Genomic DNA, 14,677 nt, shown 5'->3' on the forward strand with positions numbered 1-14,677 from the left:
TATGCAAGTGAAGCGTTTTTTCGCCGCCGATATGCGTCAGGCCATGAAGCTGGTTCGTGACGAGCTGGGCGCTGAAGCCGCCATCATCGGCAACCGTCGGATCGCCGGCGGTGTCGAGCTGACGGCGGCTCTGGATTACAAATTGTCGGCGCTGGCCCCGCGGGTTCCCAACATGGAACTCGAGGATGAGCTGCGCAAGACCCAGTCGCGCATCGCCAGTGCTCAGGCCGAATTGAGCTTGCGCAGCACCGACGGCGAAGCCAGCGCGGGCACTAATCGTCAATTGTTCGCCGGCCAGCCACTGACCGCCGGACTGCCGTTGACCGCCGCCGAGCCGCTGGTCGAGCAGGCCAAGGCCGAGCCGCGTCGTCCGGCACCGGTTCAGGCCGCGTCAGGCGGTGGCGTCGACCCGCGCGCCCTGGACTCGATGCGCTTCGAACTCAACAGCCTGCGTGAACTGATGGAAGTTCAGCTCGGCTCCCTGGCCTGGAACCAGTTGCAAGGCAACCGTCCGGCCCAGGCTAATCTGTGGCGTCGCCTGCAACGCATCGGCTTGTCCGGCCCGTTGTCCCGCGACCTGCTGGCGCTGATCAACGATATCGAAGAACCCCGTCAGGCCTGGCGCATGTTGCTGGCGCACCTGGCGCGGATGATCGCCACCCCGGAAGTCGAGCCGCTGGAAGAGGGCGGAGTCATTGCCATGGTCGGCCCGGCCGGCATGGGCAAGACCACCACCCTGGCCAAGCTCGCGGCGCGTTATGTACTCAAGTACGGCGCCCAGAGCATCGCCCTGGTGAGCATGGACAGTTTCCGTATCGGTGCCCAGGAACAACTCAAGACCTTGGGTCGGATCCTCAATGTGTCGGTGACCCATGTGGATCCGGGCCAGTCCCTGGCCCAGGCGCTGGAGCCGCTGCTGCGCAAGCGGGTCGTGCTGATTGATACCGCCGGCCTGCAAGCCAGCGATCCGGCCCTGCGCATGCAGCTTGAAAGCCTGGCCGGGCGTGGTATCCGGTCAAAAAATTATCTCGTGTTGGCAACCACCAGCCAGAAACAGGTTCTAACCGCCGCATACCACAGCTACAAACGCTGCGGACTGGCCGGTTGCATCCTGACTAAGCTGGACGAAACGGCAAGCCTGGGCGAGGTGTTGAGCCTGGCGATCGGTCATGATTTACCGGTGGCCTACCTGACCGACGGGCCGCGGATCCCGGATGATTTACATCTGCCGCGCCGTCATCAACTGGTCAGTCGTGCCGTGAGTGTGCAAATGCAGGAAGAACCCAGCGAAGAAGCCATGGCTGATATGTTCGCTGACATCTACCACAGCCCGACCAAGCAGGTCGGCTGAGGTAATCATGAATATTTTTTGTACCTACATCGATGGTCTGCCATGCATTGTTCCGAATGTGAACGCGCAGCCAGTAATGTGGCCTCCGTCTAAGTAAGACAAGGTAAAGAACGAACATGGGCAGCATGCATCCCGTACAGGTGATCGCGGTGACCGGCGGCAAAGGTGGCGTCGGCAAGACTAACGTGTCAGTGAACTTGTCCCTGGCTCTGGCAGAGCTTGGCCGACGGGTCATGCTGCTGGACGCCGACCTGGGCCTGGCGAACGTCGATGTGCTGTTGGGGCTCACTCCCAAGCGCACGCTGGCGGACGTGATAGAGGGGCGCTGCGAACTGCGTGACGTGCTGCTGCAGGGGCCCGGCGGGATTCGCATCGTGCCGGCTGCCTCGGGCACCCAGAGCATGGTTCATCTGACTCCGGCTCAACACGCGGGTCTGATCCAGGCTTTCAGCGACATCGGTGACAACCTCGATGTGCTGGTGATCGACACGGCTGCCGGTATCGGTGATTCGGTCGTCAGTTTCGTACGCGCTGCCCAGGAAGTGTTGCTGGTGGTCTGCGATGAACCGACGTCCATCACCGACGCCTATGCCCTGATCAAATTACTGAACCGTGACTACGGCATGAACCGCTTCCGCGTCCTGGCCAACATGGCCCAGAGCCCGCAGGAAGGACGCAACCTGTTCGCCAAGTTGACAAAGGTCACGGATCGCTTCCTGGACGTCGCCCTACAATACGTCGGCGCAGTGCCCTACGACGAAAGCGTACGTAAAGCCGTCCAGAAGCAACGTGCGGTTTATGAAGCTTTCCCCCGTTCCAAATGCGCACTGGCGTTCAAGGCTATTGCCCAGAAGGTTGATACCTGGCCATTGCCGGCCAACCCTCGCGGGCATCTGGAGTTTTTCGTCGAGCGTCTCGTGCAACAAACAGCAGGGCCCGTGCTATGACAGCCAGCGGTTACAACCATCTCTACAAAAAATCGGCACGGGACGCCCAGTACGAATTGATTGAGCGTTATGCGCCTCTGGTCAAGCGTATCGCCTATCACTTGCTGGCGCGGTTGCCGGCCAGTGTCCAGGTCGAGGACTTGATCCAGGCGGGCATGATCGGCCTGCTCGAAGTCTCGAACAAATACGACGCGAGCAAGGGCGCCAGCTTTGAGACCTATGCCGGTATTCGCATCCGCGGAGCGATGCTCGACGAAGTCCGCAAGGGCGACTGGGCACCGCGTTCGGTGCACCGCAATACCCGCATGGTCAGTGACGCCATTCGCGCCATTGAAGCTAAAACCGGGCGTGACGCTAAAGATCATGAGGTTGCGGCCGAACTCCAATTGAGTCTCGACGATTATTACGGGATTTTGAACGATACCTTGGGCAGTCGCCTGTTCAGTTTCGACGACCTGTTGCAGGACGGCGAACACGAAGGGCTGCACGAGGACGGCGCGAGTGCTCACATGGAGCCATCGCGTGACCTGGAAGATGAACGTTTCCAGAGCGCGCTGGCGGATGCGATTGCCAATTTGCCGGAGCGTGAGCGACTGGTCTTGGCGCTGTACTACGACGAAGAGCTGAACCTCAAGGAAATCGGTGAGGTCCTGGGGGTCAGCGAATCGCGGGTCAGCCAGTTACACAGCCAGTGCGCGGCCCGTTTGCGGGGGCGTTTGGGGGAGTGGCGAGCGCGCTGACAGCAGTGTGGGGACACTGCGAACGAGTCTGGCCTGGTATGCGCTGAGCCAGTCTTTCTCCGTTGTCCTCCAGACCGTTGTCGAGTGTTGTGCCGGAATGATTGAAATGGCGCGTTCAGGTGCTGGGCGCGTTTAAGACTGCTTGGAGGTCGAATTGGACAAGAACATGAAAATCCTCATCGTTGATGACTTCTCAACGATGCGGCGGATCATAAAAAACCTGTTGCGTGACCTTGGGTTCACCAACACGGTCGAGGCCGACGATGGCACCACTGCCATTCCGGTTCTCAACAGCGGAAGCATCGACTTTCTGGTGACTGACTGGAACATGCCTGGCATGACCGGTATCGACTTGCTGCGCCATGTGCGCGCCGACGAAAAACTCAAGCACCTTCCGGTGCTGATGGTCACTGCCGAAGCCAAGCGCGAGCAGATCATCGAAGCGGCCCAGGCCGGTGTGAACGGCTACGTGGTCAAACCCTTCACGGCCCAGGCGTTGAAAGAGAAGATCGAAAAAATCTTCGAACGCATCGGTTAACGGCGCCACGGGGGAGCTATGGATAACGAATCTTCAATGGGTGATTTCGAATCGACCCTGAAAAAACATGCCCGCGAACTGGTCGACAGCCTTGAAAAAGGCCGCTTTGGCGATGCGGTTCAAATGATCCATGAGCTCAACCAGACCCGTGACCGCGGTCTGTATCAGGAAGTGGGCAAGCTCACGCGTGAACTGCACAGCGCGATTGTCAATTTTCAGATCGATCCGAACATGCCGCAGGCCGAGGAGGTCTCGCAGATCACTGATGCGACCGAGCGTCTGGGTTATGTGGTCAAGCTGACCGAGGCCGCGGCCAACCGCACCATGGACCTGGTGGAGAGCGCAACGCCGCTGGTCAATGGCCTGAGCGATGAAGCCCAGGCCTTGAGCACCGACTGGGGCCGTTTCATGCGGCGTGAAGTCGGCGCTGAGGAGTTTCGGGACCTGGCCCGTCGGGTTGACGGTTTCCTGACGCGCAGCAGCACCGAGAACCGTGCCGTGGCGAGCAACCTCAACGACATTCTGCTGGCTCAGGACTATCAAGACCTGACCGGCCAGGTGATCAAACGGGTAACCCAACTGGTCACCGAAGTGGAAAGCAACCTGCTCAAACTGGTGTTGATGGCCAGCCAGGTCGACCGCTTTGCAGGCATCGAACACGACCGTGAAGCGATACTTGCTGAAAAAGATCCACAAAAACATCTCTCTCAGGGTGAAGGTCCGCAGATTCATGCCGATAAAAGAGAAGACGTTATGTCCGGTCAGGACGATGTGGACGATTTGCTGTCCAGCCTTGGATTCTGAGTTGGTAGGTCGTGATGACGGTTAATGCCGGTCGCGCCGCGCCCCACAAGACGCAAGACTAGGCACGAGGAGTGTGGTTTGGTCTTTCCAAATGAACGACGAGTAACGACGGATTGCGCCTTGTGGGGCGCGGCCCGAAGGGTTGGAGCTGTGAGCGCGCCATGCCGCGTTGCGAGACTTGGTAAGGAAACAACCCTTACCGGCGTCTCGCGCCTTGCCTGGCACGCTCACAGCTCCAACGCGATCCGGCATTAACCGTCATCACGACCTACCTGTTTTAGGAGCAGCCATTAATGAGCTTCGGCGCCGATGAAGAGATCCTTCAGGATTTCCTGGTTGAGGCCGGCGAGATTCTAGAGCAACTTTCCGAACAACTGGTCGAGCTGGAAAGCCGACCGGATGATGCGGATCTGCTCAATGCAATTTTTCGCGGTTTCCACACTGTAAAAGGAGGCGCCGGCTTCCTCCAGCTCAATGAGCTGGTGGAGTGCTGTCACATTGCCGAGAACGTGTTCGACATCCTGCGCAAGGGTGAGCGTCGCGTTGACTCGGAATTGATGGACGTGGTGCTCGAAGCGCTGGATGCGGTCAACAGCATGTTCAGTGAAGTGCGCGAGCGCTCACCGATCACCGCTGCTACGCCTGAGTTGCTCGCCGCGCTGTCGCGCCTGGCCGAGCCGCAGTCGGCTGACGAGGCTGCACCGGTAGCCGCGCCAGTGGTTGAGGAACCGGTCGCCGAGGAATCAGGCGACATCACCGATAACGAATTCGAACAACTGCTGGACTCGCTGAACGCCGTCAAGGCCCAAGCCCAGGCTCCGGCGGCGCCTGCTGCCCCGGCTGCGCCGGCCGCCGATGCCGCCACCAGCGATGAAATCACCGACGCCGAGTTCGAGTCGCTGCTCGATCAGCTTCACGGCAAGGGCCAGTTCGCCGTGGATGCAGTCGTCCCCCCGAGTGCCCCGGCCGCCCCGAAAGCAGCGGGCGACAACTCCGATATTACCGACGATGAGTTCGAGGCTTTGCTCGATCAGTTGCACGGCAAGGGCAACTTTGCCGTGGACGCACTGGATTCGGCCATCGCTTCGGCGCCGACCCCAGCCAAGCCTGCCGCCGCCGCAGCGGGCAGCGACCTGATCAGCGATCACGAGTTCGAATCACTGCTCGACGAACTGCACGGCAAGGGCAAGTTCAGCGAAGTCGGCACCGCCTCAGCAGCCACTGCGCCTGCCGCCACCACCACAGCGGCTGCGCCAGCGGAGAAGGCCGCGGCCAAACCCGCCGCCAAGGCACCGGAACCGAAGGCTGAGACGCCCAAGCCTGCCGCTGCGGCCGCCCCGGCGCCAGCCCGTGCACCGGCGGCCGCGCCGGCGGATAAGCCAGCCAGCGAAGCCGAGACGACTGTACGGGTCGACACCGCTCGCCTGGACGAGATCATGAACATGGTCGGCGAACTGGTGCTGGTGCGTAACCGCCTGGTGCGTCTGGGCCTCAACAGCCAGGACGAAGCCATGGCCAAGGCCGTGTCGAACCTGGACGTGGTCACGGCTGACTTGCAGACGGCGGTCATGAAGACCCGGATGCAGCCGATCAAGAAAGTCTTCGGGCGCTTCCCGCGCCTGGTTCGCGACCTGGCACGCCAGCTCAAGAAAGAAATCAACCTGGAACTGGTGGGCGAAGAGACCGACCTGGACAAGAACCTGGTCGAGGCGCTGGCCGACCCGCTGGTCCACTTGGTGCGCAACGCGGTCGACCACGGTATCGAGTCGCCGCAAGAGCGCGAAGAGTCAGGCAAGCCCCGCAGCGGCAAGGTGGTGTTGGCCGCCGAGCAGGAAGGCGACCACATCCTGCTGTCGATCTCCGACGACGGCAAAGGCATGGACCCGAACGTGCTGCGCTCCATCGCGGTGAAGCGCGGTGTGATGGACAAGGACGCCGCCGACCGCCTGAGCGACACCGAGTGCTACAACCTGATCTTCGCCCCGGGGTTCTCGACCAAGACCGAGATTTCCGACGTGTCGGGCCGTGGCGTGGGCATGGACGTGGTGAAAACCAAGATTTCCCAGCTCAACGGTTCGATCAACATCTACTCGACCAAGGGCCAGGGCTCGAAAATCGTCATCAAGGTCCCGCTGACCCTGGCGATCATGCCGACCCTGATGGTGATGCTGGGCAACCAGGCATTCGCCTTCCCGCTGGTCAATGTCAACGAGATCTTCCACCTCGACCTGTCGCGCACCAACGTGGTGGACGGCCAGGAAGTGGTGATCGTGCGGGACAAGGCACTGCCGCTGTTCTACCTCAAGCGCTGGCTGGTCAGCTCCGCCGCTCATGTCGAGCAGGGCGAGGGCCATGTGGTGATCCTTTCGGTGGGCACCCAGCGGATTGGCTTCGTCGTCGATCAGTTGGTGGGTCAGGAAGAAGTGGTCATCAAGCCGCTAGGCAAGATGCTCCAGGGCACCCCGGGCATGTCCGGCGCCACCATCACCGGCGACGGCCGCATCGCGTTGATTCTCGATGTGCCAAGCATGCTCAAGCGTTACGCCGCACGGCGTATTTGATTCTGGAGGGGCGCGGCCTGCAGCCGCGTCTTGTCTAACGGAGTGTTTATGGTAGTTAAAGTCCTGGTGGTGGACGATTCGGGTTTTTTCCGCCGCCGCGTCTCGGAAATTCTCTCGGCGGACCCGAGTATTCAGGTCGTCGGTACGGCGACCAACGGCAAAGAGGCAATCGATCAGGCGCTGGCGCTCAAGCCGGACGTGATCACCATGGACTACGAGATGCCGATGATGGATGGCATCACGGCGGTGCGGCATATCATGCAGCGCTGCCCGACCCCCGTATTGATGTTCTCCTCCCTGACCCATGAAGGCGCGCGGGTGACCCTCGATGCGCTGGACGCCGGGGCAGTGGATTTCCTGCCGAAAAATTTCGAAGACATTTCGCGCAACCCTGACAAGGTTCGGCAGTTGCTCTGCGAGAAGGTCCACAGTATTTCCCGCAGCAACCGGCGTGTTGGAGCCTATAGCACACCTGCGCCAACGCCTGCACCGGCGCCAGCCCCAGCTTCGTCGGGCAGCTTCAACCCGGCCCCTGCGCGCAGTGCCCCGGCCCCAGTGCCAACTCGTTCCGCGCCAGCCAGTACGTCATCGTCGCCGGCCCCCAAGCGCAAAGCCTACAAACTGGTCGCTATTGGTACGTCCACCGGCGGCCCGGTGGCGTTGCAGCGGGTTCTGACCCAGTTGCCGGCCAACTTTCCGGCGCCGATCGTGCTGATCCAGCATATGCCCGCAGCCTTTACCAAGGCGTTCGCCGAGCGCCTCGACAAGCTGTGTCGTATCAGCGTCAAGGAGGCCGAGGATGGCGACATCCTGCGTCCGGGCCTGGCGCTGCTGGCGCCGGGCGGCAAACAGATGATGATCGATGGTCGCGGCGCGGTGAAAATCCTGCCCGGCGATGAGCGCCTCAATTACAAACCGTGCGTGGACATCACTTTCGGCTCCGCAGCTAAATCCTACGGCGACAAAGTTCTGGCGGTGGTGCTCACCGGCATGGGCGCCGACGGTCGCGAAGGCGCACGCCTGCTCAAGCAGGGCGGCAGCGCCATTTGGGCCCAGGATGAAGCCAGTTGCGTGATCTATGGCATGCCGATGGCGATTGTCAAAGCGGATCTGGCCGACGCGGTGTACGGGCTGGACGACATTGGTAGACACTTGGTCGAGGCGTGCCTGTAATGGATGTGCTCAGCCTGATCGGCATCATCATGGCGTTCGTCGCCATTATCGGTGGCAATTACCTGGAAGGCGGTCACCTGGGGGCCTTGGCCAACGGCCCGGCGGCGTTGATCGTGATCGGCGGCACCGTGGGCGCGGCGCTGTTGCAGTCCCCCATGAGCGCCTTCAAGCGCGCCATGCAGGTGCTCATCTGGATTCTGTTCCCGCCGCGAGTCGACCTCGCCGGTGGCATCGACCGCGTGGTGAACTGGAGCCTGACCGCCCGCAAGGAAGGCTTGCTGGGCCTGGAAGGGGTGGCCGATGCCGAACCCGACAACTACTCCCGCAAAGGCCTGCAACTGCTGGTGGACGGCGCTGAGCCGGAAGCCATCCGCAGCATCCTGGAAGTGGATTTCTACACGCAGGAAAGCCGTGACATCGAAGCGGCCAAAGTCTTTGAAAGCATGGGTGGCTATGCACCGACCATCGGCATCATCGGTGCGGTAATGGGCCTGATCCACGTGATGGGCAACCTGGCCGATCCGTCGCAACTGGGCAGCGGCATCGCTGTGGCCTTCGTCGCGACCATTTATGGTGTGGCCAGTGCCAACCTGGTGCTGCTGCCGATCGCCGCCAAGCTCAAGTCCATCGCGTTGCGCCAGTCGCGTTATCGCGAAATGTTGCTGGAAGGGATCCTGTCGATCGCCGAAGGTGAAAACCCTCGTTCCATTGAGTTAAAGCTTCAGGGCTTTATGGACTGATGGGAGACATGGAAAATGGCACGTCGCAGGCATCGTGAAGAACACGTCAACCATGAACGCTGGCTCGTTTCCTATGCCGACTTCATCACACTGTTGTTCGCCTTCTTCGTGGTCATGTATTCGATCTCGTCGGTCAACGAGGGCAAGTACAAGGTGATTTCCGAGGCGCTGATCGGCGTGTTTACCGACTCCGACCGCGCCCTCAAGCCCATCCCCATTGGTGATGAGCGGCCCAAGACCACCACGCCGGCCAAACCGCTGGTCAGGGACTCCGAGCAGGTCGATGCCGGTATCGCTGGCGGCAGCGATCCGTTGAAAAGCATTGCCGATGACATCAGCGCGGCGTTTGGCGATCTGATCAGTTCCAATCAGATGACCGTGCGCGGCAACGAGTTGTGGGTTGAGATCGAACTCAATTCCAGCCTGTTGTTTGGCAGCGGCGACGCCATGCCCAGTGATATGGCGTTCAACATCATCGACAAAGTGGCCGCTATCCTCAGGCCTTTCGACAACCCGATCCACGTAGAAGGCTTCACCGACGATCAGCCGATTCGCACTGCGCAGTACCCGACCAACTGGGAACTGTCATCGGCGCGTTCGGCGAGCATCGTGCGCATGCTCGCCATGCAGGGCGTAAACCCCGGCCGGCTGGCGTCGGTGGGCTATGGTGAATTCCAGCCGGTGGCCAACAATGCCACCGCCGAGGGGCGTGCGCGCAACCGGAGAGTGGTGCTGGTGGTGTCGCGCAACCTTGAGGTGCGCCGTAGCCTGACCGGGACCGGCACGGCCCATGCAACACCGGATGCGGCATTGAAGCGTGCTGGCACACAAACTGCACCGACCCAGCCCAAGTCGCCGGGAAGACAGAGCGCCGTCAATTCTCCGTCACCCGCTTTATAACCGAGCTATTTCTCGGTCGAGCCTGTATCGGCCGGGAGGAACAATCCGAATGAGAGTCTGGGCAGTCGCCAATCAAAAAGGTGGTGTGGGTAAAACCACATCTTCCATCGCTTTAGCCGGATTGCTGGCCGAGGCGGGCAAGCGCGTGGTCATGGTCGATCTGGACCCCCACGGCTCGATGACCAGCTACTTTGGTTACGATCCCGACAGTCTGGAGCACAGCAACTACGACCTGTTCCTGCACAAGGGCGGGGTGCCCGAAGGCTTGCCGGGGCAGTTGCTGCTGTCCACCAGCGATGAGCGTATTTCCCTGTTGCCATCCAGCACCGCCCTGGCGACCCTGGAACGGCAGTCGCCGGGACAAAGCGGTCTGGGCCTGGTGATCGCCAAGAGTCTGGCGCAACTGTGGCAGGATTTCGATTACGCGATCATCGACAGCCCGCCGCTGCTTGGCGTGCTGATGGTCAACGCCCTGGCGGCCAGCCAGCAACTGGTTATCCCGGTGCAGACCGAGCACCTGGCCGTCAAGGGCCTGGAGCGCATGGTCAATACCCTGGCGATGATCAATCGCTCGCGCAAGCAATCGTTGGCCTTCAACATCGTACCGACCCTGTTTGATCGTCGCACCCAGGCGTCCCTGGGCACCCTGCGCGTGCTGCGGGACATGTACCCGGATGACATCTGGCAAGGCTACATTCCGGTCGACACGCGTTTGCGTGACGCCAGCCGTGCCGGTGTGACCCCTTCGCAATTCGATGGCAAGAGCCGCGGCGTGCTGGCCTACCGGGCGCTGCTCAAGCACCTGCTGGCCCAGCAGCTCGTTTCGCAGCAGGTGGCTTAAGGTGAAGAGGCTTACCAAAGGCATTGCACTCGATTGTGAGCGCTCAAGTCCTGGCGCATACATGCCGATAACCTTTTCAAGTGGCGCACTGTTCCCATGAGCCGCCCGATAAAGACAACCTCGCGTCCGCAATTGGCCCTGCAGTCTTATCTGGATGGGCTGTTGCAGGAAGCAACCGAAGAACTGCCACCGCAGCCGAGCATGATCGAGGCGTTGCCCGAGACCGTCGAAGCCGAAGGTGGACTGGATGAATTTCAGGCGGCCGTGCTCGAAGAGCAGGCCCGTGATGCACACAAAACAGTGATTGCCGCGGCAGTCGAGGCTCCGTTCATCAAGCCTCAGGTGGCAGTGATGGAAGCGCCTGCGCCGATCCTGGCGCCGGTCTCGACCGTTGCACCGTTGCTGCAGGGCCTGGTGACGCCGGTGGTGGAAGTCCATCTGCCACCGAGCAGCCCACCGCCGCCGGTGCCGACCGACGACCGTCCGGCCTGGGCCGCCGAGCCGTTCGAGTGTTTGTTGTTCGATGTGGCCGGGTTGACCCTGGCGGTGCCGCTGGTATGCCTGGGATCGATATATTCCCTGGCCGGGCAGGAATTGACGCCGTTGTTCGGTCAGCCGGAATGGTTCCTCGGGATCCTGCCGAGCCAGGCCGGCAACCTGAAGGTGCTGGATACCGCGCGCTGGGTGATGCCGGACCGTTATCGCGATGATTTTCGCCAGGGCCTGCAATACGTGATTTCGGTGCAAGGGTATGAATGGGGTTTGGCGGTGCATCAGGTCAGTCGCTCGCTGCGCCTGGACCCGAACGAGATCAAGTGGCGCAGCCATCGAGGGCAACGGCCATGGCTGGCCGGTACAGTGATCGAGCATATGTGCGCCTTGCTGGACGTATCCGAGCTGGCTGAGCTGATTGCCAGCGGCGGGGCAAAACACCTGGGCGGCACCAAGCCGGTCCAGAAACCGAAATAAGACAACCGGTGACGCACAGCGTCACGGGGCAGAACACACACCGCCACAGGCGGTTTTTCGAGGGGTCAGGGTATGAATGATAAGGCGTCGTCTCTCAAGGGTTCCGAAGATCCGATTTTGCAATGGGTAACCTTCAAACTCGATAACGAAACCTACGGCATCAACGTGATGCGCGTTCAGGAAGTGCTGCGCTATACCGAGATCGCCCCGGTACCCGGTGCGCCAAGCTACGTGCTGGGCATCATCAACCTGCGCGGTAACGTGGTCACGGTGATCGACACTCGCCAGCGGTTTGGCCTGAACTCCACCGAGGTCAACGACAACACCCGTATCGTGATCATCGAGGCCGACAAGCAAGTGGTCGGCATCCTCGTCGACAGCGTCGCTGAAGTGGTTTACTTGCGTCAGTCGGAGATCGAAACCGCACCTAACGTCGGTAACGAAGAGTCGGCCAAGTTCATCCAGGGCGTGTGCAACAAGAACAACGAGTTGCTGATCCTGGTCGAGCTGGAGAAGATGATGAGCGAAGAGGAATGGTCGGAACTGGAGAGTATCTGATTTGATTCTTGAGGTAGCAGTCATTGTCCTGTTCCTGTTCTGGGCAGGCACGCTGGCGATGTTTGTCGCGTACATACGCGGTCAGCGGCAGATCGCCGCTCAGCAGGCCCAGGGCGATGCGTTGCGTGATCAACGCATCCGGGACCTGGCCAAACGCGTCGACGATTACCAGAACGGCACCGTGCGCATGGGCGAAGCCTTGCATGAGCTACGTGCCGTGGTCGCACCGTTGCCGGACAAACTGGCCCAACTGGAGCAGCGCGACCCCTCCAGCCTGTCCTTCGCCCAGGCCGCCCGCCTGGTGGGCATGGGCGCCAGCGTCGACGAACTGACCCAGGCCTGCGGTTTGACCCAGGCCGAGGCGGAGTTGATGAGCAAGTTGCATAAGGGCGGCTAAGCGCTCCCAAAGGTTTTCTGGCGTTAACCAGCCCACACACACAACCTCTGTGGCGAGGGAGCTTGCTCCCGCTGGGCTGCGTAGCGGCCCCATCTTTTTGCGGTTGCTGCGCAACCGAGCGGGAGCAAGCTCCCTCGCCACAAGAGCGGCCCTTTGCTGGATTTGAGATCAGTAATCGTCGCCGCGATCGGTCACATCCTTCTCGACACTTGGCGCGTTCGGGTCATAGCCCTGGGGGAATTTGCCTTTCAAATTCCAGGCAAACGCGATGATCTCGGCAATCGTGCGATACAACTCTTCCGGAATGCTGTCGCCCAATTCCATTCGGGCCAATAGCTTCACCAACTCAGCATTTTCATAAATCGGCACTTCGCTTTCCCGGGCGATCCGCAGGATTTCCTCGGCCAGGGCTTCGTCGCCCTTGGCGGTGAGGGTCGGTGCGTGGAGGCCGTCGTATTTGAGGGCGATGGCCTGGCGTGGTGCGGTGTCGGTTGTCATGCGGTTTCGTCCACCCAGCGTTGTTCCAGTCGAGTCTTGGGGCCTTGGGGCGGGGTGCCGAGGTGGCAATCCAGGTCGGCCACATTCAGGCCACAGGTCACCAGGCGTTCACGCAGCGCGGTCAGATTGCTTTCGATCAGGCTGGCGGTGTATGGCCGCTCAGCCCATAGCTGGCTCGACAGGCTGCCGCTGAGCAACTGGGCCTGAATCTGCAGCGGCCCCAATGGCTCCATGTCGAACGCCAGCTCGACCCGCCAGAGCTGCTGTTTCGGTTCGCGTTCTTCACGGCGTTCCTGTGGCTGCTCCCGGGGCGGGGTTTCCTCGCGCTGGAACTTGACCTGCAGCGGCACGATGTCCTGCAGGTTGCGCATGGGGATTTCCAGCTGCCAAGTGCTCATCAGCCGACCATCGTCGGTCAGGCCCGTCTGTTCCAGGCTCGACAACTGATGGGTTTGCAGGCGCGACACGGCGGCGGCGGCCAGGCGCAGCAGCTGCTCCAGGTCGCCTTCATCGTCCTGGCCTTTCAACAGGCGTGAGGGCAGGGGGAAACTGGTGGGTTGCGGCTTGACGCTGACCTGGCCGAGGGTTCCCAGGGCGTTACGCACGAAGCTGGGGAGCGCCTGGGCCAACGTGTTGGCGGCAATGATGGCAGCGAGGTTGGTGGAGGCGGGCAGGGCCGGGGTCAGTTGGGCGATCAGTTTCAGCAGATCGCCCTTCATGTCTGGCGCCAGGCTCGGTACTTGCCCGGCCAGCAGTTTGCTTTCCAGGAACGCGCCGCTGGCGGCCATGGCCTGGGCCAGACCCTTGGGTGTACTCAGTTGCTGGATGTCCGGCAGGCCCGCCAACAGCCGTGTCACCGCGGCGCGCAGCTCGGTGCCGGTGTCGTCGCTGGCCGGAAGCTTTTGCAGCGCGGTGTTCTGCAGCGCGGTGACCAAGTTGTCCAGCGAGCCCTGGCGGCTCATCTGCGTGACCAGTTGCTGGCTGACCGCCAGTTGTTCCTGGCGGTTGCTCAAGGGGACAAATTTCAAGGTCTGGGCATCTTGTACCTGAGCACTCAACAGCGTGCCGATGCGCAGCGGTCGCGGGCTGTCGATGTCCAGGGTTCTGCCAGCCTGGGCCGTGTTGAGCAGGCTCACCAGCGACCGGTAAACCGCCGGTTGTCCCGGCAACTGCGGCAACGCCTGGCTGGTGAGCACCTTGCCTTGCAGTAGAGTGCCGACCGGCATCTGTGCCGTGTCGATACGGGTCAGGGTGGCGACGCTGGAGGCGATGGCCTGCTGCACGGTAATCGCCAGGTTGCTGGCGGATGGCTGCGTCACCGCCAGGCTGGTGCCTTGGGGCAATGGCTGGGTGCTGGTGGCTTGCACGGTGGTTTGGCGACCGCTTTCCAGGGTGACCTTGAGCAACAGCTGGAAGGTCTGCTCCGCCTGCTTGAGCGACAACACCTCGGCCTTGGCGGTCTGGCCCGCACCGATCAGGCCTTCGACCGGCGTCAGCAATTTGAGCAGCTCGCCCGTGACCGCCGGCATACGGGTGGTTGCCGAGGCCTGAGGCAGCGGCGGTATGTTCATGTCGCCTGTCATCTGCGGTCTTACCTTGGGAAGCTAATTGAGCACGCCCCCTGGGGCATGACATGTATAATGCCGCCGGTCTTTCAGGG

Annotated in this window: 15 protein-coding genes; 13 read left to right on the plus strand and 2 right to left on the minus strand. The window is 61.5% G+C overall.

Annotated features, from left to right (window positions below):
* Position 1: 1 nt before the first annotated feature.
* The 13 genes from flhF to BMY45_RS11430 all read left to right on the plus strand — a co-directional run bounded on the left by flhF (position 2) and on the right by BMY45_RS11430 (position 12,519).
* The gene (gene flhF / locus BMY45_RS11370) at positions 2–1,351 is read left to right on the plus strand and encodes a flagellar biosynthesis GTPase FlhF (protein WP_092397561.1); all 1,350 of its coding nucleotides are present in this window, start codon (positions 2–4) and stop codon (positions 1,349–1,351) included.
* A 116-nt stretch (positions 1,352–1,467) separates the two neighbouring features.
* Positions 1,468–2,298, plus strand: a complete 831-nt coding sequence (gene fleN, locus BMY45_RS11375) for a flagellar synthesis regulator FleN (RefSeq protein ID WP_003184001.1) — start codon at positions 1,468–1,470, stop codon at positions 2,296–2,298.
* Complete coding sequence (gene fliA, locus BMY45_RS11380) at positions 2,295–3,038, plus strand: RNA polymerase sigma factor FliA (protein WP_003184000.1); 744 nt, start codon at positions 2,295–2,297, stop codon at positions 3,036–3,038. Before fleN ends, fliA begins: the two co-directional genes overlap by 4 nt.
* A gap of 166 nt (positions 3,039–3,204) precedes the next feature.
* Entirely contained in the window at positions 3,205–3,576 is a 372-nt protein-coding gene (locus tag BMY45_RS11385) for a chemotaxis response regulator CheY (protein WP_003183998.1), read from the plus strand.
* Between the two features lie 18 nt (positions 3,577–3,594).
* Positions 3,595–4,380, plus strand: coding sequence for a protein phosphatase CheZ (locus BMY45_RS11390; RefSeq protein ID WP_092397563.1), 786 nt, complete (start codon positions 3,595–3,597; stop codon positions 4,378–4,380).
* A 293-nt stretch (positions 4,381–4,673) separates the two neighbouring features.
* Positions 4,674–6,941 (plus strand): chemotaxis protein CheA, encoded by a 2,268-nt coding sequence (locus tag BMY45_RS11395; protein WP_092397565.1) that lies wholly within the window; start codon positions 4,674–4,676, stop codon positions 6,939–6,941.
* Positions 6,942–6,989: 48 nt separating this feature from the next.
* Positions 6,990–8,114 carry a protein-glutamate methylesterase/protein-glutamine glutaminase gene (locus tag BMY45_RS11400; protein ID WP_092397567.1) on the plus strand — a complete coding sequence of 375 codons (1,125 nt, stop codon included), beginning with the start codon at positions 6,990–6,992 and terminating at the stop codon, positions 8,112–8,114.
* A complete protein-coding gene (locus tag BMY45_RS11405; RefSeq protein ID WP_018606553.1) occupies positions 8,114–8,854 on the plus strand; it encodes a flagellar motor protein in 741 nt (246 codons plus the stop codon). Before BMY45_RS11400 ends, BMY45_RS11405 begins: the two co-directional genes overlap by 1 nt.
* 15 nt (positions 8,855–8,869) lie before the next feature.
* Positions 8,870–9,754, plus strand: a complete 885-nt coding sequence (gene motD / locus BMY45_RS11410) for a flagellar motor protein MotD (RefSeq protein ID WP_047226265.1) — start codon at positions 8,870–8,872, stop codon at positions 9,752–9,754.
* A 49-nt stretch (positions 9,755–9,803) separates the two neighbouring features.
* Positions 9,804–10,595, plus strand: coding sequence for a ParA family protein (locus tag BMY45_RS11415; RefSeq protein WP_047226266.1), 792 nt, complete (start codon positions 9,804–9,806; stop codon positions 10,593–10,595).
* A gap of 96 nt (positions 10,596–10,691) precedes the next feature.
* Positions 10,692–11,564, plus strand: a complete 873-nt coding sequence (locus tag BMY45_RS11420) for a CheW domain-containing protein (protein WP_092397569.1) — start codon at positions 10,692–10,694, stop codon at positions 11,562–11,564.
* Positions 11,565–11,636: 72 nt separating this feature from the next.
* On the plus strand, positions 11,637–12,122 hold the full coding sequence (locus BMY45_RS11425) for a chemotaxis protein CheW (RefSeq protein ID WP_024778681.1): 486 nt from the start codon (positions 11,637–11,639) through the stop codon (positions 12,120–12,122).
* A gap of 1 nt (position 12,123) precedes the next feature.
* Complete coding sequence (locus tag BMY45_RS11430; protein WP_047226268.1) at positions 12,124–12,519, plus strand: DUF2802 domain-containing protein; 396 nt, start codon at positions 12,124–12,126, stop codon at positions 12,517–12,519.
* 168 nt (positions 12,520–12,687) lie between these two features.
* Here BMY45_RS11430 and BMY45_RS11435 read toward each other — a convergent pair whose 3' ends face one another.
* Both BMY45_RS11435 and BMY45_RS11440 read right to left on the minus strand, forming a co-directional pair.
* Positions 12,688–13,017 (minus strand): EscU/YscU/HrcU family type III secretion system export apparatus switch protein, encoded by a 330-nt coding sequence (locus tag BMY45_RS11435; protein ID WP_047226269.1) that lies wholly within the window; start codon positions 13,015–13,017, stop codon positions 12,688–12,690.
* Entirely contained in the window at positions 13,014–14,600 is a 1,587-nt protein-coding gene (locus BMY45_RS11440; RefSeq protein WP_092397571.1) for a flagellar hook-length control protein FliK, read from the minus strand. The genes BMY45_RS11435 and BMY45_RS11440 overlap by 4 nt, the downstream gene beginning before the upstream one ends.
* Between the last annotated feature and the right edge of the window lie 77 nt (positions 14,601–14,677).

This window comes from Pseudomonas sp. NFACC39-1 (genome assembly GCF_900110355.1).
Classification (GTDB): Bacteria; Pseudomonadota; Gammaproteobacteria; order Pseudomonadales; family Pseudomonadaceae; genus Aquipseudomonas; species Aquipseudomonas tehranensis.